The sequence below is a fragment of the Nocardia sp. NPDC003999 genome (assembly GCF_053604885.1).
On record NZ_JBSGIB010000009.1, the window covers coordinates 261179 to 281740 of the forward strand.

At 68.8% G+C, this 20562-nt stretch carries 22 protein-coding genes and 1 pseudogene; 6 read left to right on the forward strand and 17 right to left on the reverse strand.

Annotated elements, in window-relative coordinates:
- Positions 1-115 precede the first annotated feature (115 nt).
- A complete protein-coding gene (locus tag ACWESM_RS20210) occupies positions 116-1084 on the reverse strand; it encodes a helix-turn-helix domain-containing protein (RefSeq protein WP_355072910.1) in 969 nt (322 codons plus the stop codon).
- 85 nt (positions 1085-1169) lie between these two features.
- Here ACWESM_RS20210 and ACWESM_RS20215 point away from each other — a divergent pair, with 85 nt between their 5' ends.
- Positions 1170-1331: a hypothetical protein gene (locus ACWESM_RS20215; protein WP_355072912.1), complete on the forward strand. Its 162-nt coding sequence runs from the start codon at positions 1170-1172 to the stop codon at positions 1329-1331.
- A gap of 28 nt (positions 1332-1359) precedes the next feature.
- Here ACWESM_RS20215 and ACWESM_RS20220 read toward each other — a convergent pair whose 3' ends face one another.
- Complete coding sequence (locus tag ACWESM_RS20220) at positions 1360-1974, reverse strand: DUF3043 domain-containing protein (protein WP_355072997.1); 615 nt, start codon at positions 1972-1974, stop codon at positions 1360-1362.
- A 256-nt stretch (positions 1975-2230) separates the two neighbouring features.
- On the opposite strand from ACWESM_RS20220, the gene ACWESM_RS20225 reads away from it, so the two are divergent.
- The gene (locus ACWESM_RS20225) at positions 2231-2581 is read left to right on the forward strand and encodes a HesB/IscA family protein (RefSeq protein WP_355072914.1); all 351 of its coding nucleotides are present in this window, start codon (positions 2231-2233) and stop codon (positions 2579-2581) included.
- Positions 2582-2833: 252 nt separating this feature from the next.
- A complete protein-coding gene (locus ACWESM_RS20230) occupies positions 2834-3802 on the forward strand; it encodes a carbohydrate kinase family protein (protein WP_355072915.1) in 969 nt (322 codons plus the stop codon).
- A gap of 58 nt (positions 3803-3860) precedes the next feature.
- On the opposite strand, the gene asnB is transcribed toward ACWESM_RS20230, so the two are convergent.
- The gene (gene asnB / locus ACWESM_RS20235) at positions 3861-5804 is read right to left on the reverse strand and encodes an asparagine synthase (glutamine-hydrolyzing) (RefSeq protein ID WP_452493060.1); all 1944 of its coding nucleotides are present in this window, start codon (positions 5802-5804) and stop codon (positions 3861-3863) included.
- Positions 5805-6168: 364 nt separating this feature from the next.
- Here asnB and ctaC point away from each other — a divergent pair, with 364 nt between their 5' ends.
- The 3 genes from ctaC (at position 6169) to ACWESM_RS20250 (ending at position 8471) form a co-directional block, all read left to right on the forward strand.
- On the forward strand, positions 6169-7260 hold the full coding sequence (gene ctaC, locus ACWESM_RS20240; RefSeq protein ID WP_364427908.1) for an aa3-type cytochrome oxidase subunit II: 1092 nt from the start codon (positions 6169-6171) through the stop codon (positions 7258-7260).
- A 13-nt stretch (positions 7261-7273) separates the two neighbouring features.
- Positions 7274-7690 carry a cytochrome c oxidase subunit 4 gene (locus ACWESM_RS20245; protein WP_355072918.1) on the forward strand — a complete coding sequence of 139 codons (417 nt, stop codon included), beginning with the start codon at positions 7274-7276 and terminating at the stop codon, positions 7688-7690.
- Between the two features lie 124 nt (positions 7691-7814).
- The gene (locus tag ACWESM_RS20250) at positions 7815-8471 is read left to right on the forward strand and encodes a TetR/AcrR family transcriptional regulator (protein WP_355072920.1); all 657 of its coding nucleotides are present in this window, start codon (positions 7815-7817) and stop codon (positions 8469-8471) included.
- Here the strand turns inward: ACWESM_RS20250 and ACWESM_RS20255 are convergent.
- The 14 genes and pseudogenes from ACWESM_RS20255 to ACWESM_RS20320 form a co-directional block, all read right to left on the reverse strand.
- Positions 8468-9565, reverse strand: a complete 1098-nt coding sequence (locus ACWESM_RS20255) for a CSLREA domain-containing protein (protein WP_364427913.1) — start codon at positions 9563-9565, stop codon at positions 8468-8470. The two genes, ACWESM_RS20250 and ACWESM_RS20255, sit on opposite strands and share 4 nt — an antisense overlap.
- Positions 9566-9855: 290 nt before the next feature.
- Positions 9856-10155 (reverse strand): YciI family protein, encoded by a 300-nt coding sequence (locus ACWESM_RS20260; RefSeq protein ID WP_452493063.1) that lies wholly within the window; start codon positions 10153-10155, stop codon positions 9856-9858.
- Positions 10156-10254: 99 nt separating this feature from the next.
- The gene (locus tag ACWESM_RS20265; RefSeq protein WP_356965153.1) at positions 10255-11532 is read right to left on the reverse strand and encodes an FAD-binding oxidoreductase; all 1278 of its coding nucleotides are present in this window, start codon (positions 11530-11532) and stop codon (positions 10255-10257) included.
- Positions 11533-11584: 52 nt separating this feature from the next.
- Positions 11585-13150 (reverse strand): alkaline phosphatase D family protein, encoded by a 1566-nt coding sequence (locus ACWESM_RS20270; protein WP_452493065.1) that lies wholly within the window; start codon positions 13148-13150, stop codon positions 11585-11587.
- A gap of 70 nt (positions 13151-13220) precedes the next feature.
- A complete protein-coding gene (locus ACWESM_RS20275; protein ID WP_356965156.1) occupies positions 13221-13985 on the reverse strand; it encodes a sporulation protein in 765 nt (254 codons plus the stop codon).
- 72 nt (positions 13986-14057) lie between these two features.
- Complete coding sequence (locus ACWESM_RS20280; protein WP_452493066.1) at positions 14058-14729, reverse strand: phosphoribosylanthranilate isomerase; 672 nt, start codon at positions 14727-14729, stop codon at positions 14058-14060.
- Between the two features lie 44 nt (positions 14730-14773).
- Entirely contained in the window at positions 14774-15505 is a 732-nt protein-coding gene (locus tag ACWESM_RS20285; RefSeq protein ID WP_355072936.1) for a lysophospholipid acyltransferase family protein, read from the reverse strand.
- A gap of 178 nt (positions 15506-15683) precedes the next feature.
- A complete protein-coding gene (locus ACWESM_RS20290; RefSeq protein ID WP_355072938.1) occupies positions 15684-16694 on the reverse strand; it encodes an ROK family protein in 1011 nt (336 codons plus the stop codon).
- Positions 16691-17107: a hypothetical protein gene (locus ACWESM_RS20295; RefSeq protein WP_452493069.1), complete on the reverse strand. Its 417-nt coding sequence runs from the start codon at positions 17105-17107 to the stop codon at positions 16691-16693. The genes ACWESM_RS20290 and ACWESM_RS20295 overlap by 4 nt, the downstream gene beginning before the upstream one ends.
- Positions 17097-18398, reverse strand: a complete 1302-nt coding sequence (locus tag ACWESM_RS20300) for an ArsA family ATPase (RefSeq protein ID WP_355073000.1) — start codon at positions 18396-18398, stop codon at positions 17097-17099. The genes ACWESM_RS20295 and ACWESM_RS20300 overlap by 11 nt, the downstream gene beginning before the upstream one ends.
- Positions 18395-18829, reverse strand: a complete 435-nt coding sequence (locus ACWESM_RS20305) for an SRPBCC family protein (RefSeq protein ID WP_355072941.1) — start codon at positions 18827-18829, stop codon at positions 18395-18397. The genes ACWESM_RS20300 and ACWESM_RS20305 overlap by 4 nt, the downstream gene beginning before the upstream one ends.
- A gap of 37 nt (positions 18830-18866) precedes the next feature.
- Entirely contained in the window at positions 18867-19250 is a 384-nt protein-coding gene (locus tag ACWESM_RS20310; RefSeq protein WP_355072943.1) for a polyketide cyclase / dehydrase and lipid transport, read from the reverse strand.
- Between the two features lie 29 nt (positions 19251-19279).
- Positions 19280-20407, reverse strand: coding sequence for a glycosyltransferase family 4 protein (locus tag ACWESM_RS20315; RefSeq protein ID WP_452493071.1), 1128 nt, complete (start codon positions 20405-20407; stop codon positions 19280-19282).
- Positions 20379-20562: pseudogene (locus tag ACWESM_RS20320) on the reverse strand (hypothetical protein); the annotation flags it as partial. The pseudogene ACWESM_RS20320 and the gene ACWESM_RS20315, both read right to left, overlap by 29 nt.

A 20562-nucleotide genomic window follows, 5' to 3' on the forward strand; every position in this document is an offset into this window, starting at 1 on the left:
ATTGCCGCGTGACTGCCGATGCCCGCCCGGCGTGTGCCGTGCTCCGGCGAACTTCGGAATGCGGCCTGCGGCGAGACGTGCCGAGCGGGCGCGGGGTCCCCTCGCCGTTCCGCGATCAGGCGGGTGTGTCCGAGCTGCGTCCGAAGCGGCGGCGGTACTCGGTGGGGGCGATGCCGACGAGGCGCTGGAAGTGGTGGCGCAGGAGGGCGCCGGAGCCGAAGCCGGAGCGGTCGGCGATGTGCTCCAGTCCGAGGTCGGTTTCCTCGAGCAGTTGCTTGGCCAGCAGCACGCGCTGGTTGGTGAGCCATTTCACGGGGGTGGTTCCGGTCTCGGCGGCGAATCGGCGCGCGAAGGTGCGGGTGGACATGTTGGCGCGGGCGGCCAGGTCTTCCACCGTGTGCGGCAGGTCGAGGTGTTCGTTCATCCACTCCAAGGTGGGGATCAGGCTGTCGGAGGTGCAGGCCGCGACGGGGCGTTCGATGAACTGGCGCTGCCCGCCGTCGCGCTGCGGGGGGACCACCATCCGCCGCGCGATCGCGTTGGCCACGCCGCTGCCGAGTTCGCGCCGCACCAGGTGCAGGCAGGCATCGATGCCCGCGGCGGTGCCTGCGCTGGTGATCAGGTCACCCTCGTCGACGAACAGCACGTCCGGATCGACAGTTGCCTCGGGGTACTCGGCCGCGAGTTTCTCCACGTAGCGCCAGTGCGTGGTGCATTTGCGGCCGTCGAGCAACCCGGCCGCCCCGGCCAGGAACGCTCCGGAACACACGGTGAGCACGGTCGCCCCGGCGGCAGCAGCGTCGCGGATGGCCGTGACGACCCGCGGATCGAATCCATGGTCGGCCGCGGCGGCGGGAATGGCCACCAGATCGGCCGCCGCCAGTTCCTCCAGCCCGTACTCCGGTGTGACTGTGATGCCAGGGCTGGTCGAGTGCAGCGGGACACCCGGCTCGGCCCCGCACACCCGGAAATCGAAGGCGGGCAGTCCGTCGGCCGTGCGGTCGAGGCCGAAAACCTCGCAGATGACCCCGAATTCGAACATGGCCATGCGTTCGGACAGCACCACGGCGACCTTCGACAGCATGCGCCCAGTCTAGTGGCCGTATTTTTGCGAACTATGTCAGTACCGCCACTTTCGGCGGTAAATCACTGACCGCAAAATTACTGCCATGGTTACTTTTCTCATCACCCTGGCGGTCATCGTGGCTTTCGCCACACTCATCACCCGCGGCACCGACCGCGCGGGATCCGCGCAAGTGATCGACCGCGACGTACAGCGGCTGCACTCCGAGCTGACGGCGATGCTCGGCCGCAACACCCACCACCGCTGACCAACCAGCGCCGCAGGCGCTGGCAAAACTACACAGCTTCGCCGGGGGTTACTCGCGGCTTCGGGGCGCGCATCTTGCGGATCTGCGAGGCGCGGACGAAGGCGTACCAGCCGAGGCGGTAGCCGCCGTCGGTGGTCTCCGGGAAACGCTCCCTGACCCGGTTGTTCACCACGCGGCCGAGCAGGACGCCCTCGATGCCCATGAACAGCATCATCACCAGCATGGCCAGGGTGACGACGGTCTGCAGCGCGGGCGCGAGGAACATCGAGAAGATCAGCACCAGCGCCATCGGCATGAACAGGCCGACCAGGTTGCGCCGGGCGTCGACGATGTCGCGGACGAAGGCCCGGACCGGGCCCTGGTCGCGGGGCGGCAGGTATTTGTCCTCGCCCGCGAGCATGCGCTCCCGTCGATCCGCGGCGGCCTCGCGCCGCTTCGCGGACGCCGCCTTGCGCTCCGCTCTGGTGCCCCGCGCGGCCTTGCGCCGGGCGCGGGCCTCCTTCGCGGTGAGCGGAGCGGGTGCTATCGGGCCGCGGCGCTTGCCTTGCGCGTCACGGCGTTTCGGGGTGGGACGGCCCTTGCCCGCGGTGGCCGTGGCCGCCGCGCGGGTGCTGCTTGCGGCCGAGTCGCCGTTCGTGACCACCGTCGATGCGGCGGTCGCGTCGGTGGTGCTGGACTCGCCGCGACGGAACAATTTCACACCGACCAGGCTATTCGATGGGTGGCGCGGCGAGAAATGCGGTCCGATTCGCCCGGAGTGTGCGGGCTCACGGAGGTTGCGTGTCACCGCGGACCGGCTGGTGGCAAGATGGAGGAATAGCAGCCCGCCGAGTGGTGTTTACCGACACGACCCGTGCGCTGTTCCACGGGTTCGACCACAGGTTCCTCGAGGAGAGTTCATGACTGTGCAGAACGAGACCGCCACCCACGGTGTGACTCTGACCGACGCCGCCGCCACGAAGGCGAAGGCCCTGCTCGACCAGGAGGGCCGCGACGACCTGGCGCTGCGGATCGCGGTGCAGCCGGGTGGTTGCGCCGGCCTGCGTTACCAGCTGTTCTTCGACGACCGCTCGCTCGACGGCGACCTCACCGTCGACTTCGGTGGCGTCACGCTGGCCGTCGACCGGATGAGCGCGCCGTACGTGCAGGGCGCCTCGATCGACTTCGTCGACACCATCGAGAAGCAGGGCTTCACCATCGACAACCCGAACGCCACCGGCTCCTGCGCCTGCGGCGACTCCTTCAACTGAGGGAATAGCGTCCCGGCGCGGTCGCGGAGATCGGCCGCGTTCGATCGGAACAACTGATCTCGTAAGGACATGGGTAACTCGTCGGGAACGCCCAGGACCCGAGCGGCACTTGCGCAAGACCTGAACGCAAATCCGGTGCCGCTCAACTAGTACGGCCTGAAGACCCGGAGAGGCGGCATCAGCTACGGTGAGATCGGGACTCGCGTCCCGGTCTGCACCGCCTGCCGCCTACCGTTGAAGGGGCTCAGCCACGTGTCCATCGCCGTTTCCGCGTCCATTGCGACCGACCACCTCATGCGTTTTCCCGGACGGTTCGCCGACGTACTGCTGGCCGATCAGCTCGACCACGTGTCGCTGAGCTTCCTCGTCGACGATCTGCAGATCCGTCGCGGAGGCGTCGGTGGCAACATCGCCTATGCCATGGGCCTGCTCAATCGGACGCCCCTGCTGATCGGAGCCGTCGGCGCCGACTTCGGCGAGTACCGCGCCTGGTTGGAGAAGCACGGGGTCGACTGCTCCACCGTGCTGGTGTCCGACCGCGCGCACACCGCGCGTTTCGTCTGCACCACCGACGACGACATGGCCCAGCTCGCGTCGTTCTACCCCGGCGCGATGAGCGAGGCCCGCGACATCTCCATCGCCGAACTCGCCGAGACGCGGGACCTCGACCTCGTCCTGATCGGCGCCAACGACCCGGAGGCGATGCTGCGGCACACCGCCGAGTGCCGCGAATTGGGGATCCCGTTCGCCGCCGATCCCTCGCAGCAGCTGGCCCGCTTGGACGGCGACCAGTCCGTGCAGCTGATCGACGGCGCCGCATACCTTTTCACGAACAAGTACGAGTGGGGCCTGCTGCTGCAGAAAACCGGCCTGACCGAGGAAGAGGTCGCCCAGAAGGTCGGCGTCCGCGTCACCACCCTGGGCGCGGACGGCGTGCGGATCGTCGATCGCGACGGCACCGACGTGACCGTCGGCGTCGTGCCCGAGATCGAGAAGGTCGAGCCGACCGGCGTCGGTGACGCCTTCCGCGCCGGCTTCCTCACCGCGCACACCGCCGGGCTGAGCCTGGAGCGTTCCGCGCAGCTGGGCTCGCTGATCGCCGTGCTCGTGCTGGAGACCATGGGCACCCAGGAGTGGACGCTGACCAAGGAGTCCGCGCTCGAGCGCCTCAGCCAGGCCTACGGTCCCGAAGCCGCGGCGGACATCAAGACGCTGCTGTAGACCGTGCGGACGAAAGGCGCGCACCCGGCCGGGTGCGCGCCTTTCCCGCGTTTCGGGGTCAGAGCGAGACCGGGTAGACCGGCTCCTGGATCTCCGGCTTGATCCGGTCCTCGACGAAGATGCCGTGCCACACCATGAACACCAGCAGTGTCCACAGCCTGCGGCTGTGATCGGCGGTCCCGGCCCGGTGCGCGACCAGCATCTCGCTGATCGCGGCCTTGTTCAGCAGGTGCTCGGTCTGCGACTCCGCGATCTGCTGCTGCGCCCAGTCGTAGAGTTCCGTGCCGCGCAGCCAGTGCCGCAGCGGGACCGGGAAGCCGAGTTTGGCGCGGTGCAGCACGTGCGGCGGCACGATGCCCTCCAGCGCCTGACGCAGCGCGTACTTCGTGGTCTCCTTGGTGATCTTCTGGTCGAACGGCAATCCCTCGGCCGCCTTCAACACCTCGGAGTCCAGGAACGGCACGCGCAGTTCCAGCGAGTTGGCCATGGTCATCTTGTCGGCCTTGACCAGGATGTCGCCGCGCAACCAGGTGAACAGGTCCAGGTGCTGCATCCGGGCCACCGGATCCCAGCCGCGCGACTGCGCGTAGAGCGGCGCGGTGACGTCCTGGTGGGTCCATTCCGGCCGGAACTCGCGCAGCACGGCGCGCAGCTGGGCGTCGTTGAAGCTGCGCGCGTTGCCGTAGTAGCGCTCCTCCAGCGTGAGCGAGCCGCGGTGCAACAGGCTCTTGCCCCTCGTGCCGTCCGGAATCCGGTCCGACAGCTTGCCCGCCAGCCTGCGCAGGCCGCGGGGCAGCTTCTCGAACGGCTTCAACGACAGCGGCTCGCGGTAGATGGTGTACCCGCCGAACAGCTCGTCGGCGCCCTCACCCGAGAGCACCACCTTGACGTGCTTGCGGGCCTCCTTGGCGACGAAGTACAGCGGGACCAGCGCCGGGTCGGCCACCGGGTCGTCGAGGTACCAGACGATCTCCGGGATCGCCGCGGCGAACTCGGCGGGGGAGACCACCTTCACCACGTGCCGCGCGCCGATCGCTTCGGCGCTCTCGGCGGCCACGTCCACCTCCGAGTAGCCCTCGCGCTCGAACCCGGTGGTGAACGTGATCAGCTTCGGGTTGTGCCGCATGGCCAGCGCCGCGACCGCGGTGGAGTCGATGCCGCCGGACAGGAACGAGCCGACCGTCACGTCGGCGCGCATGTGCTTGGCGACGGAGTCCTCGAGCGCAGCGGCGATCTCCCGGTAGCGGGACGCCGCCGAGCCGGGGGTGAACGGGCGCACCGGGAACTTCGGGGTGAAGTACCGGGTGACGACCGGCGCCGCGCCGGGCCGCACGGTGGCGTAGCTGCCCGATTCCAGCCTGCGGACGTCCTTGTGCAGCGTCTCCGGCTCGGGCACGTACTGCAGCACCGTGTAGTGCTCCAGCGCGCGCGGGTCCAGCTCGTCGCTCAGCCGCAGCACGGGCAGCAGTTCGAGCAGGCTCTTCTTCTCACTGCCGAACGCGGTTCCGCCCGGCCCGGTGGCCAGGAACAGCGGTTTGATGCCGAACGGGTCGCGGGCCAGGAACAGCTCGTTGGTCTCGGTGTCCCAGATCGCGAAGGCGAACATGCCGCGCAGCCGCCGCACCGCCTCCGGACCCCAGTAGTGGAACGCCGCGACGATGGCCTCGCTGTCGCCCTCGGTCTGGAAGATCTTGCCGTCCGGGAACTCGGCGGCGTGCGCCTCGGCGAGTTCCGCGCGCAGCTCGAGATAGTTGTAGATCTCGCCGTTGAAGGTGAGCGCGTAGCGGTCGGGCCGCTCGGGCGGGCCCCAGCGCAGCGGCTGGTGCGAGTGCTCGATGTCGATGATCGACAGGCGGTTGAAGCCGAAGATCACATGGTCGTCGTGCCAGGTGCCGCGCTCGTCCGGGCCGCGGTGGCGCACGCAGTGCAAGGCCTCGTAGACCTGCTCCACCGTGCCAGGTGCCGCCTCGTCAGATGCCAGGAATCCGAGCAGTCCACACACGGCGTCGGCAACCTCATTTCTCACAGTCGGGATACGCGCGCACCGGATGGGGCGCAAGGGGACGAAATCTAGTGTCCGAGTATGCCGCACCTAGGGCGTCCGCGCGTCGCGCGCGTCACGTCAGGGCGGAATCGCTGGTGACGATGATCCCGGCGGGCCCGGTGAGGTGTCGAAGCCGACCCGACGACAAAGGGGGGGTGCGTTTGGTCTACGCTGCGTAGTACTCAGGTCTCTCTCAGGCGACCCGCGCGCGAATGCGCCGGCCCGGGGAGTGCCCTGATACGAGCTTAGGACGTATCGTCGGGGCCCATCGCAGCCCGGACGATGCACTGTCGGAATGTGTGGCGACCAGGAAGGCGTGAGCGTGGCGCACAAGGCGAGCGAAGAGATCGGGGCACGACCCGCCCGGGGTCGGCAGGGCCGTATCCTTCGGCGGGCCGGGCTGGCGGTGTCCTTGGGGATCACCGCGCTGCTCGTCTCGGGCTGCTCGATCGACACTGTTTGGCTGCGGTTCGGCTGGCCGTCCGGCATCACGCCGCAGGCCACCCGGATGCGGGAGTTGTGGACCTGGTCGGTCATCGCCGCGCTGGCGATGGGCGTGCTGGTCTGGGGTCTGACCTTCTGGACCATCGCGTTCCACCGCAAGAAGGCCGACTCTCCGGAGTTCCCGCGCCAGACCGGCTACAACGTGCCGCTGGAGCTGACCTACACGGCGATTCCGTTCGTCATCATCGCCGTGCTGTTCTACTTCACCGTGGTCGTGCAGAACTACGTGCACGAGAAGGTGGACAACCCCGACGTCACCGTCGACGTGACCGCCTTCCAGTGGAACTGGAAGTTCGGCTACCGCAACGTCGACTTCAAGGACGGCTACCGGTTCGACGGCATCGACACCGCGCGTGAGGCGCTGAACCAGGAGCAGCTCGAGGGGTACAAGGAACGGACCAAGGACGGTCACCCGCAGCCGGGCCCGGTACACGGCAAGCCGGAGAACGACATCCTCTCCTACCTGCACTACGACAAGGTCGAGACGATCGGCTCGAGCAACGAGATCCCGGTCCTGGTGCTGCCGACCGGCAAGGTCATCGAGTTCCAGCTCGCCGCCGCCGACGTGATCCACGCCTTCTGGGTGCCGGAGTTCCTGTTCAAGCGCGACGTGATGCCCAACCCGAAGGAAAACCACTCCGACAACGTCTTCCAGATCTCCAAGATCGAGAAGGAAGGCGCGTTCGTCGGCCGCTGCGCCGAGATGTGCGGCACCTTCCACTCGATGATGAACTTCGAGGTCCGCGCGGTCACGCCGGAGAAGTTCACCAAGTACCTGGACGCGCGCCAGGCGGGCAAGACCAACGCCGAGGCGCTCGCGTCCATCGGGGAGTCTCCGGTCGCCACGTCCACCGCGCCGTTCAACACCAGGCGCGACACCAAGAGCGCGGCCTCGGCCGAGAGCAAGTGAGGATTGATCTGACATGAAGATCGAAGCGCGGATTTTCGAACTGCTCACGGTGTTCTTCATCATCATCGCGGGCGTCTACGGCTTCTTCACCGGTCAGTCGCGTACGGGTGTCGAGTGGGCGGGCACCACGGCCATGGTGTTGACCGCGGGTCTGTCGCTGATCATCGGGACCTACTTCCGGTTCGTCGCCCGTCGTCTCGACCTGCGCCCGGAGGACTACGAGGACGCCGAGATCGTCGACGGTGCGGGCGACCTGGGCTTCTTCTCGCCCGGCAGCTTCTGGCCGATCACGCTGGCCGCCGCCGGTTCGGTGACCGCGCTCGGCCTGGCGTTCTTCCAGTTCTGGCTGATCGGCATCGGCGTCGTGTGCGTCCTGACCGCCGCCGCCGGGCTGGTGTTCGAGTACTACCTCGGTCCCGAGAAGCACTGAGCCGAAGATCTGCCGAAACGGCCCCACCGGAAAAAATCCGGTGGGGCCGTTTCGCGTGTGCGACGAGCTGCCGAAGCGGCGGAGTCCGGGGTAGCTCCGGGCCCCACCTGCTATGAAGGTGCGGGTGGGAGAGAAGTTGCTGGAACCGACCTTGAAGGCGTTACCACACGGACCGCACGGCCTCGCTCGCGACCTGGTGACGGGCTCGCAACGGCAGCGCCTGCTGTACGGGGTCACGGTCGTCGTCGCCGACCGGGGCTACCTCGATGCGACGATCGCGGATATCGCCGCTGCCGCGAAGGTTTCGCGTCGGACGTTCTATCAGCACTTTCCGGACAAGGAAGCCTGCTTCCTCGCGGCGGCCGAGACCGGCCGCGATCTGATGATCGATCATCTCCGGCAGGTCATGAGGCAGATCTCGTCCGAGCCGGTGACGCCACTCGAAGCGCTCCGCCGCGGCATCCGTGAGTACCTCACGCTGCTGCGCGACGAGCCTTCGTTCGCCCGCGCCTTCTACCTGGAAACCGCTGTGGCCGGGTCGCGCGCGATCGAGTCGTTCGAACGATGCCAGCAGTGGTTCGCGGGATTCATCCGATCGTGGCGTGCGGCAGCGGGCCCCGTCGACTCCACCGTTCCCGATTGCGCGTACCTGGCGGTCACCGACGCGACCAACGAGGCCATCCGCCGAACCCTCCGTGCCGGAGGAGACTTGCTCGAGCTCGAGGAAGCCGTCGTGTACATCCACCGCGCCTTGCTCGGGCCGCCGACGCCCGCCGACTAGGACAGAACTCTGTCGCCGGCCCCGGTGAGGTTGCAGGATGCGTCGTCGCTGGTGTTGCCACCTTCCGAGGCAATTCTCGCGAACACCTCGGCGCAGTTGACCACAGCTGTCCCGGACCTGTTGCCGAGAATCGTGGAGTCCCGCAGGAGGACGGTGCCGAGAGGGACGTCCACCAGGTCGGTCAACCGGCGTGGAAGGGTGTCGAGGTAGGCCGGCGCGACGTTGATGCCACTGCCGCCGTCGGATGCGGTGTTCCCGGTGATCGTCGCGCGATCGAAGGTCACCACGCCCCTTCCCCGAACGTCGACGCCGCCGCCGCGTCCGGCGAATCCGCCAGGGCGGTACCAGACTCCGGGGTCGACCACGTGGTTGTCCGCGATCGTGGTATCGGTGAAGGTGCAGGTGTTGTCGCACCGCACACCGCCCGCCTCGCCCGCTGAATTGCCGGAGATGACCGTATTCCTCGTCTTCAAGTCCGAGCCGGGCACGTTGAAGATGCCGCCGCCGTATCCGGCGCTGTTGCCCTGGACCACGACGTCGTCGAGAACGAGATCCGACGAATTCGCGATGCCGCCCCCGCCGGTGTCGTAGAACGGGATCTCGTGCTGGGCGGCGACTCCGCCGGTCACCGTCAATCCCGCCAACGTCACCGGCGCGGCGACACTGAGCACCCGGTCGATCCCGTCGGCGTCCAGCACTGTTCGATCGCGACCGGCGCCGCGCAGCGTCGTGGGGGCGGTCAGGTTCAGGTCGCCCGTGGTCGGATCAGGGTTGCGACCCTGTACTTTCCGCTGATCGGGGGCGATCGTCAACACGTATCGACCGGCGGGAACCACGATTGTGCTGCCTGGACGGGCATTGGCCGTCTGCACCGCGGCGCGCAGCGTGCAGGCGCCGGAGATCGTGCGGCATTGCCCGCTGCCTGGGTCGGCCGCTACGTCGTCCGTCGTGGAGTCCACCGTTATCACACCCGGCGCACCCGCGGTGGGTGATGCGTCGGCGTCGGCCGCTGCGGGAAAACCGGCCACGGTTCCCGCGACCAGGGCTGAGATGGCGAATGCGCTGATCGCCGCGGCAGATGTGCTCGTCCTCATGAGGTCTCTGATCCGATCACGAACATGGAGTAAGGTACGCTCGCGTATAAGTAGGGAACGTGAGCGTTTACCACTATGTCGCATCAGAACCCGCTACCGGTGGCGTTTTCCGGAATTCGGTCCGCAGTCGCTGATCGGCATCGGCGTCGTCCGCATCCTGACAGCCGCGGCAGGATGGTGTTCGAGAACTACCTCGGGCCCGAGAAGCGCTCAGTCGGAGTTTCACCGAGTGTGAGTGGCGAATTCGGCGGTGCGTGCTCGCGAATCAGACCCGCTGTGTCCGGCTCACCTCAGGCTCCGTTGCGGTCGGAGGCCGCGATCACCTCGGGCGCGCCGAGTAGTGGCGTGAACTCCACGACCTCGTGCGTCGCGACGCCGTGGAGCAGGTACGGATCGGTGGCGAGGATCGAGTCGAGCCGATCGCCCGGCATATCGGTGGTCAGGTAGACGCCGCCCACCAGTGGAACGCGGCGTCCCGCCAGCACGAGGCGCCGGTCGGTGATGAGCTGCTCCAGCCAGCGACCGTGAGCGGGGCGCAGGGGGTCCACTTCGGCGAGCGGAACGGTGTAGCTGACGGTCACGACGAACATGAACGCAACGCTAGCGCTGGCCCTGATCGGTAGTCATGGCGATTTCCGGCGGCACGCGCACCAGCGGCCCTCGACCGAGGGACGGTACGGGCCGAACCGCTACTCGGCTTCGTACCGCAGCGAGTTCTCCGAACGGCAGATCTCCTCGATGCCGGAGACGATGTCGCGCAACTGTTCCGACGGGAGCGCGGCAGGGCGCAGGCGGCAGGTGAAGGTGATCAGGCCGTGGTCTTCGGCGGGCAGGCCGCGGGCGGCGGATTCGGCGCGCAGGTAGCGCGAGCGGACGCCGTAGGTCATCGCGGAGATGACCGTGAAGCAGCCGGTGCGTTCCCGGTGTCCCGAGAACAGATCGTGAAGGCGGTAGAACACCGACGTATAGCTCGACAGGGGCGCGAAAATGCCCACCCGGTAGGCGGGACCACGCTCGGACGAGCTGAGCGCCGTATCGGCCAGATACTCCGCATCGCGGAGGGTTTGCACCTTCGGCGCGAACAGCACCGCGCCCGCGGCCGCGTTGCGCACAGGCATGCCCGCCTTGCCGGGCGCGGCGGAGGCGATGGCGCCCAGCGATTTCCGCGCGCGCGACCCGACCTCGCGCCGGGCGCGCAGTCCCCTGGTGGGCGCGGTGGGGTACAGGCTCGACCACTGCCCGAAGCGCACGGTGCCCAGCTGTACGTGACCGGTGCCGACCGGGCGCGCCACCTTCAGCGGCGCGGTATCGACCCAGCGGCCGACCTGCAGTTCGGCGTTGCCGGGCCGCAAGATCTCCGCATAGGCGTGCTCGACGAAGGAGTCGAAGTCCAGGAACCGGTCGGCGTCGGTGGTCAGCCAGGTGTGTTCCTTGTCGATCTCGATCGCGTCCAGGGTGAGCGCGGTGATGATGCCAGCCCGGCCGCCCGCGCCCAGGATGCGCTGGAACCGCTCGGTGTGGTGGGTGCGCCCGCAGGTGCCGATGCGCCCGTCGGTGTCCACGTACTCCAGATCGACGATCTGGTCGATGAACAGGCCGTGTTTGTGCGAGGCCGCGCTGACGCCGCCGACCGAGGCGAAGCCGCCCGCGGTGATGTCGCGGTGATCGCCGACGACGGGCAGGCCGAGGCCGTGCGCGCCGAGCCTGCGGTCGATATCGGAGAGTTTGGCGCCCGCCTGCACCCGGACGGTGCGCCGGCCCAGGTTGATGTCCAGCACCTGATTCATCCGGCGCAGCGACACCACGGTCGGCTGAGCGGGCAGCGCGAGGCCCTCGTCGAGCAGCTCGCCGCCGCGCACCATCAGCCGTTCCGATCGCCCGCGTGAATCCCGCACCGTGCGAACGACATCGGCGGTATCGCGGGGGAGGTATTCCTCGGCGTTGGAGACAATGTGCGGCGTGCTCATGGCAGAAGAGCTAACCACAGCGCGGCCCGCGCCGCTCCCCCGAAGCGGGGTGTCACCGCGACGCCGGCGCAAGGCTCTTGCTGAACAGGACGGATCCGGCGGCGTCGCACAGATCTACGGTCAGTTCCCTTGACCTTCCGTCGATGCGCACCTCGCCGAAATGCTGGAAGGCGTCCAGTGGCGAGCTGTTCTGCACCGGCGGAGCGTGCACGTAGATCGCCTCCGGACCGAACGTGCCGTCGAGCTGGTTCGGGCCGAACGCGCCCGCGTTGAGCGGACCGGAGACGAACTCCCAGAACTCGTCGAAGTCGGTGAAGGCCGCCCGCTCGGGCGAATAACGGTGCGCCGCCGTGTAGTGCACGTCGGCGGTGAGCCAGACGACGTTGGCCACCTTGTTCGCCTTGATCGACGACAGCACCTGGGCGATCTCGCGTTCCCGGCCCGACGGCGCGCCGGGATCGCCGTTGGCGGGTCCCTCGAAGGCGGTGGTGTTCTTCTGTTCGCCGTCCGGGACGACCAAGCCGAGCGGCAGGTCGTTGGCGATGATCTTCCAGGTGGCGGTGGACTCGCGCAGGCTGTCGACGAGCCACTTCGTCTGCGCCGGACCGAAGATGCGGCCGTCGGGGCCGTTGTTCGCGTTGTTGGCGTCCTTGTTCGCGCGCATGTCCAGCACGAAGACGTCGAGCAGCGGACCGTAGGAGATCTTGCGATACAGGCGGCCGTCCACCGCTTCCCTCGGCTCCAGCGGCATCCACTCGTGGAAGGCCTGCCAGGAACGGGTTGCCAGGGTGTCCATGGCCCGTTCGGTGTAGCCCTTGGACTCGCCGACCAGTCCGCCCGGGTACCAGTTGTTCACCGTCTCGTGGTCGTCCCACTGGACCACTTGGGCGACCGAACTGTTGAAGCGGCGGTAATTCTCGTCGGTCAGGTTGTAGGCGTAGTTGCCGCGGAACTGGTCGAGAGTCTGCGCGACAGCGCTTTTCGCCTCGCTCACCACATTGCGCCAGATCCGCCCGTCGGGCAGGGCGACCGATTCCCGCAGCGGTCCGTCGGCGTAGATCGAGTCGCCGGAGTGCAGGAACAGATGCGGGTCGCGGGCGGCCATGACGGCGAAGATCCTCATGCCGCCCAGCTCCGGGTTGATGCCGTAGCCCTGGCCCGCGACGTCGCCGGACCACTGGAGCCGGATGTCCGACGCGGCGGTGGGCGCGGTGCGGAAGACGCCGGTGACCGGTTCGGAGGTGGCGCCGTCCTCGCCGCGCAGCGTCACCCGGTAGTGCACCTGCGTTCCGGCGGGCAGGCCGTTGACCCGCACCCGGCCGGTGCCGTCGGAATCGGATGTGAGCAGCGGTCCGGTGAAACGCTTGGGATCGGTGAACGATTCCGTGGCGGCGGTTTCCACCAGCAAGGTGGCGGGGCGATCGGCGCGGGCCCAGATCAGTGCGCCGTCCGCGCGCGGATCACCCACCGCGACACCGTGTGTGAGCACCGGCCGCCCGCGGACCAGCGCGGGGCCGTTGTCCGGCGAGCATGCCGCCAGTGCAGGGGCCGCCACCAGTCCGAGCGCGGAGGCGCGCAATACGGTGCGCCGGGATGGTCTCGAGTCCGAGCCGGTCATGAGGCAACCCTGACGCAACTACGTCAACGGCGCGTGAACGGGCCGGGTCCGTGTGGACAACAAGCGAGAGTCAGTGCGCCAGGCGCGCTATACGGTGGTGCAGTTCGCCCGCCCAGTCCACGCCGCCCAGGTGCTGGTAGTCCACCCACAGCGCGTCGAACACGTCGCGGCCCTCGGAGAGCCAACCGCCGCGCTTGTCCGCCTCCAGGACCACGCTCATGCCGGTCTCGGTCGGAACGAAAGTCACCTCGAGCTGGTTCAGGCCCGGGTAGTGCGGTGAGCCCGCGAACTCGATCTCCTGGTAGAACGGCAGCGTCTGGGGCGTGTCGTGCACCCGGCCGGATTCCACGTCCGCGCTACGCAAATGGAATCCCAAGCGTTCCACCGCTTCCAGCAGCACGTGCTGAGCGGGCAGGGCGCCGACGCCGATCGGGTCGGTGTCGGCGGCGTCCACCGCGCCGTGGATCTCCACGATCGTGCGCAGCGAGACCACCGTGCCGGGCAGGTGTCGTCCGTTGTAGAACGTGATCGGTGTTTCCATCGGCGCGCGGGCCGCGAACCGGAACTCCAGCGGCGCCCCCTCGGGCAGATGCAACGGTCCGTGCACTCCGGTACGTCCGAACGCGACGTCGCGCACGCCCTCGTGATCCTCGTACTCCTGCTCGGCCCTGGTCACGAACTCGACGGCCACCTGGGTGATCTCCTGCGCGACCGCACCGCCCCGCAAACGGATCACGCCCTCCACCGTGCCCCCGGGCTGCACACCCGGAGTGAACAACTCGGTCTCCACTTCCGCCCCACCGACCCCGGCCACCGCCAACAACTTCTTGAACATGCCCGTACTTTCGCCGCGCCGTCTTACCGAAGGCTTGTCATTACCTTGTCGCTGTGGACGACTCGGCCGAGTCTAGGGCAGCGCCGATCGAGCGGCGGCGACGAAGGCGTCGCAAGCAGCGGGATCCTTGTCGCCGCCGGGGTATTCGACGCCGCTGTTGACGTCGACGGCGTACGGGTGGACCTGCCCGACGGCCGCGGCGACCGTCGCGGGCGTGAGGCCGCCTGCCAGTACGACGGGACGGTCGAACTCGGCCATCGTGCCGACGATGGTGGCGCTGACCGACCAATCGTGTGCGCGTCCGGTGCCGCCCAGCCGGTCGGGAGTGCGCGAATCGAGCAGCACCGCATCGCAATACGGAGCCACGGCGCGTGCGGCGCCGACGGCCTCCGGACCGGTCACGTGTACGGCGGCGAGAACCGGCCGCCCGGCCGCGCGTTCGTGTACCCGGGCGACCACATCGGCGGAGACCAGCCCGTGGACCTGGATCGCGTCCACACCCACCCGGTCGGCCAGTGCGATGATCGCCGCCGGGTCCTCCAGATGTGTGACCAGCACGCGGGTGACGAACGGCGGGGTGGCCGCCGCCAGCGTGGCAGCGCGACGCCGGTCGAGCGCGTCTTCACTGACATGCGTTACGCCCGAGATGAATCCGACCGCGTCGGCGCCCGCGGCGACGGCCGCGCGCAGGTCGGCCTCCGATCGGATGCCACAGATCTTCGTCCGTACGGTCGACGGGCGCACGTCAGCCGGCTCGAGGGGACCCTGATCGTCCTGCGATGGAGTGATCAGCCTGCGGCGGTGTCCGGGATGCGGACGGGGACGGCGGCGGGGTGGCTGCCGCTGGGGACGCCCTTCTTCAGGCTGTGGGCGTAGACGTCGACGTACTCCTGGCCGGTGAGCTGCATGAGCTCGTACATGACCTCGTCGGTGACGGCGCGCTCGACGAAGCGGTTGCCGCCCATGCCGTCGTAGCGGGAGAAGTCGATGGGCTCGCCGAACTTGACTGTCACCTTCCTGCGGCGCCAGCGGAACGGTCCGGGCGGGCTCACCTCGTCGGTGCCGATGACGGCGACCGGGATGACGGGGACGCCGGTCTCCAGCGCCAGGCGGGCCAAGCCGGTCTTGCCCTTGTACAGGCGGCCGTCGGGGGAGCGGGTGCCCTCGGGGTAGAGGCCGACCAGACGGCCCTGGTCGAGCAGCTTGCGGGCGGCGTTGAGCGCGTCCTCGGCGGCGTCGGCGCCGCTGCGATCGATCGGGTACTGGCCCGAGGCGCTGAAGAAGAACTTCTGGAGCCGGCCCTTGATGCCCGGGGTGTTGAAGTACTCGGCCTTGGCGAGGTAGCTGATCCGCCGCGGGCTGAGCAACGGAGCGAACAGCCAGTCGGCGAAGGAGAGATGGTTACCCGCCATGATGGCCGGCCCGTCCGCCGGAATGTTCTCTACGCCTTCGACCGTAGGCCGGTTGTAGAGATGAATGAACGGTCCCAGCAGCACGAACTTCAGCAGCCAGTAGAACATGACGTCCTTCCCCCGGGACCGGGATAGTTGCGGGCACCTGCTTCAATTGCCGACTTTACCGCCGGTGCAAGATCACATCCAACCGCAGCGGCGAATCTCACCACACTTCGGCCCCGACGCCGAGCGATGACGACGACCGGCGTGTCGCGGCAGGCCACGAGGGGTCGTGGCGGCGTGGTCAACGACTGGTCCGCGCGACGCGCGCGGACTTACGCGCGCCCGAGGGCAGTGCCGCCCTCGCGAGGTCGGCCGCGCCGATCATGCCCGCGGCCTCACCCAGTTGGGTGGTTCGTATGCGGGCCAGCGGCCGGTGTCCCGCGCCCGTGATCGCGCGCGCGTACTCTTCGCGCGCCTCGTCCAGGAACAACGGCGCCGAACTGCTCACGCCGCCCGCGATGACCACCAGGTCCGGATCGAAGATGTCGCTGACGAACGCCAGCCCGAGCCCGAGCCAGCGCGCGAAGTCGGCCATCACCCGCACGGCGAGCGGGTCGCCGTCCTGCGCGGCGCCCGCGACCCGCCGTCCGGTCAGCGAGCCGGGATCGCGTGCCACATCCCTGGCCAGCACGGAGCGCAGGGTATCGCTGGCCAGCATCTCGATCGCGGTCTCCGCCAAAGCGGTTCCGCTGCAGTAGCGCTCCCAGCACCCGCGTTTGCCGCACGGACAGGGCCGCCCCTGCGGAACGACTTGCAGATGACCCAGTTCAGGTGCGACGCCGTGCGTGCCCCGATACAGCTGGCCGTCGATCAGCAGGGCGGCGCCGATGCCGGTGCCGATCGCGATGAGCACCACGTTGTGCCCGCCCGCGGCGGCGCCGAACCGATACTCGGCCCACATCGCCGCGTTGGCGTCGTGTTCCAGGATCACCGGCAGTTCCAGCCGTTCGGTGAGACGCTGGGCGACCGGGGCGTCCTGCCAGGGTAGATGCGGGGCGAACCGGACGGTGGAGCGATCGCCGTTGATGAACCCGGCGACCGCGAGGCCGACCGCGCCGATGGGATGTCTGCCGGACAGGTCGCGCACGGCCCGGTCCAGCGCGTCCTCCAGCGCTCGCGCGGAATGCGGCGTCGGCGCCTGGACCGTGTCCAGCACCTCGCCGCTGTCATCGATCACCGACGCCCGAATGTTGGTGCCGCCGACGTCTATTCCGACGGTCAGCGGTCGCGTACCGGCCATCTGGTGCGTCATACCTTGATCGTCACGGGAATGTCGACGTAACGGGGACCGTCGTCGTCCCCGGGCCGGCCATGGCGATGCGGCGCGCCGGTCTCCGGGTCGGCTTCGGTGGGCATGACGGGTTCGACCGGCGCTCCGGCCAGCGCCTCGCGCAGCACGGTGACGATCGCGGTGCCGTGATCGGCGACCGCGGCCAGCACGTCGTGGTGCTCCCCGCGCACCAGCGCCGCGGCCGCGCACACCGGGCACCAGCTGCAGCTGGACCACTCGACCTGTCCGTCGGCCGCGCGCCGCAACACCGGCTCGACCCGTTCCAGCACCGCCTCGGCCAGCAGCTTCAGTTCCTCGGCGAATTCGGCTACACCGTCCGGCGCGGTGTGGCCGCCGACCTCCTCGCCCCTGGGCGAGTGCGGATCACCGGTCATGGTCGCGACTTTCGGACGCGTGCGCCCAGACCCGCGGATCGGGCCGGAAGCGGACCACCAGGTATCCGTCATCGAGTTCGGCGCCGTCGACCGTGCACCGCCGCAATACCGGCGCCAGGCGCACCCGGCGCCGGACACCGTCCGCTCCCACGATCAAATCGTCCTCCACTCGGCCAAGGCGCAGTGTGGCGGCGTCGACCACCGGCAGGTGCATGCGCAGCGCGTACACCGACTGCAATCCGGTGCCGGATTCCAGGAGAACCAGCGGTTCGCCGGAACTCGCGTCGACCTCCGTCTGATTGTCGCTCAGCATAAGCGCAGCGTCCCCGGTGTCGCCCGCCGAGTCCATCGCGTACGACAGCGCGGCCAGCGAGTTCAGCCCGATCGGCTCCGGGCCGGTGTGCCGCGCGATCACCACCGGTATACCCGGCATCGTGCTCCGCAACTCGGCGATTACATCGGATTGCTCGCCGCGCCGGTTCGAATACCACTGCACCGCCGGATGTTCGGCTCCGTCGGGCGGCGCGAGATCGGGCAGCACCTTGTTCACCACGACGGCGTTCAGCCGCAGGCCCAGCAGCGCCGCGGCGGAGCGCACCCGCTGCGACTCGGCCACCGCGACGCGCTCGGCGAGGGTGACCAGCCGCGCCCGCGTGCGCCGGTGGTCGGCGAGCAGATCGCGAACTTCAGTGACCGCCCGTACGATTCGTTCGACCGTGGCCGCGAGCACGGCGCGCCGCAGGTCGGTGCCGACGGCGCTCATCGCCCGTGCGTGCGGCGGCCATATCCGTTCCACGTAACCCAGCAGCGTGCCCGGCGCGGTGACGATGCGCAGCATGTCCGCCGAGGGCGGGCAGTCGACGACGATCAGATCCCAGTCGTCCTCGGCGGCGAACTGGGCGATCTCCACCAGCATCAGTAGTTCCTGCACGCCGGGCAATCCGGTCAGTTCCGCCGGGTCCAGCGCGGCGAGGTCGAAACCGTGCTCGTGCCCGCGGCCGGCCGAGATCACCCGCACCACGTCGCGGAACCGGTCCTCGAGCAGCGCGAGCGAATCGATCTCGATCACGTCCAGTCCGGGCAGCACGGTGGCGACGCCGGTGACGGTGCCCGGATCGTGCGGAAAACGGAAGCCGAGCGCGTCGCCGAGCGAATGCGCCTGATCCAGCGAGGCGATCAGCACGCGACGGCCCGACCTGGCCTCGGCCATGGCGGTGGCGCACGCGAGCGTGGTCTTGCCCACCCCACCCTTGCCGATGAACAGCTCGACCCGGGTCTTGTGCGCGGTCAGCCTTCGACCCGTTTCTTCAGTTCCTTCAGCGCGGTATCGGTGATCACTTTCTCGGCCTTGCGCTTGAACATGCCGATCATCGGGATGTTCAGATCGACGGTGAGCGTGTAGACGACCTCGGTGCCGCCGGGCCGATCGATCAGCTCGTAGGTGCCGTTCTGCGCCTTCTGCAACTCGCCGCTGAGCAGCCGCCAGCTGACCGCCTTACGGTCGGCGCGCCACTCGTAGGACAGGACGTAGGTGTCCTTGACCACCCCGGCGTCCAACACGAACCGCGCGGTCTTGGCCAGACCGTCCGGCCCCACCTCCAGCACCTCGACCGACTTCGCCGCGGATACCCACTCGGGATAGGACTCCAGGTCGGCGATGACGGACATCACCTGCTGCGACGGGGCCTCGATGACGATCGATCTCTGGGTCCGGTCGGCCATGCGGACAGCGGTTCCTTTCAGCGTCGGTGCTGGTAGATCAAGGCTGGGGCGCGGGACTGACACCGGCGGGGCGGCCCGCCTCCAGGCGGGACTTCACCTCGAACGACATGTTCTTGCCCGCGACCCGGCGCGCCCGGTTGGCGGCGGCGAGCTTGCCCGCGGGCAGCGCGGGCTCCGGCTCGGCGTGCAGGAAGTAGTGCAGGATCACCCCGTCGAGCGCGGGCTCCAGCCATACCTCCATGGTCCCCGTCAGGCCACCGGACACCGACCAGCGGATACCCTTCTCGGCTCGATCCTCACGGACATCCAGGGCCAGGTCGGGCCACCAACGGCGCCAATTGTTCGGTCCCGCCAGCAGCTCGGCCACGGCGGCCCCCGGTGCGGCGACGAAGGTCTGATCTGCGACCTGGATACTGCTCACTCCGCTGAGCGTAGTAGATGCGACGCGGATCACCGCAGCAGCTGTCGCAGGCGCGCGCCCAAGCTGTCCCAGCGCCACTGCTGCTCGACGAATGAGCGGCCAGCCGCGCCCATCCGCGCGGCGGCATCCCGGTCGGACAGAATGTCCACCAGGGCGTCGGCGATCTGCTGCACGGAACGCCCGTCCACCACGCGACCGGTCTTGCCCTCGATCACCGTCTCCGGCGCGCCGCCGGAGTTACCCGCCACCACCGGGACACCGGACGCCGACGCCTCCAGGTACACGATGCCGAGCCCCTCCACATCCAGCCCCGCGCCCCTGGTCCGGCACGGCATCGCGAAGACGTCCGCCAGCGTGTGATGCGCGGCCAACTCACCGGACGGGACGCGGCCTGTGAACACCACGTCCTCGGTGACGCCCGCGGCGACCGCCAGGGCGCGCAGCTTGTCCTCGAAAGGGCCGCCGCCCGCGATCACCAGGACCGCGCCCGGCACACGCTCGCGGATATCGCGCATCGCCAGGATCAGCGCGTCCTGCCCCTTGCGCGGCACCAGCCGGGACAGGCACAGAATGGTCGGCCGGTCGCCGAGGCCGTATCGTTCGCGCAGCTCGGCCCGCGCGGCCGGATCCGGGCGGAAGACCTCGGAGTCCACCCCGGGCGGCAGATACTCGAGCGCCGCGTTCGAGCCGAACGCGGACGCGAACCGGCGGCGGGTATAGCGGCTGACATAGGTGACCACATCGGTGTGCTCGCCGATGGCACGCAGCGCCTGCCTGGCCCCCGGCAGCATCGACCAGCCGACCTCGTGGCCGTGGGTACTGGCCAGAATCCGTTCGGCGCCCGCGCGACGCAGAGCGGGCGACAGCAGCGCCAGCGGCGCCGCGGCCCCGAACCACACCGTGTCGCACTGCTCGCTGCGCAACAGGCGCGCGGCTCTGCGCAGCACCAGCGGAGTCGGCAGCATCAGCGTGGTGGGATGGCGAATGACCTGGAACTTCTGCCGGGCATCGAACTTCAGATGGCTGTCGCCACGCCAGCGCGGAGCGTAGACCACCAGGTCGTCCGGCGGCAGCTCACCGGCCAACGCCTGCAGATACGACTGGATACCGCCCGGCCGCGGCGGGAAATCATTGGTAACCAGCAGAGTTCGAGCCATGCGCAACAAAATACTGTGTTTGTTTGGCCGCGACTTCGTCGCGGCGTGTTCGCGGCCCCTTTGTGGCTCGCGTTTGCGCGGCCGCCGCTTGCTCCTTCGTCGCGTACGCGGCGGGGCTGCCTTGGATGAGGTCCATCCGGTTGGTGTTGATGTTG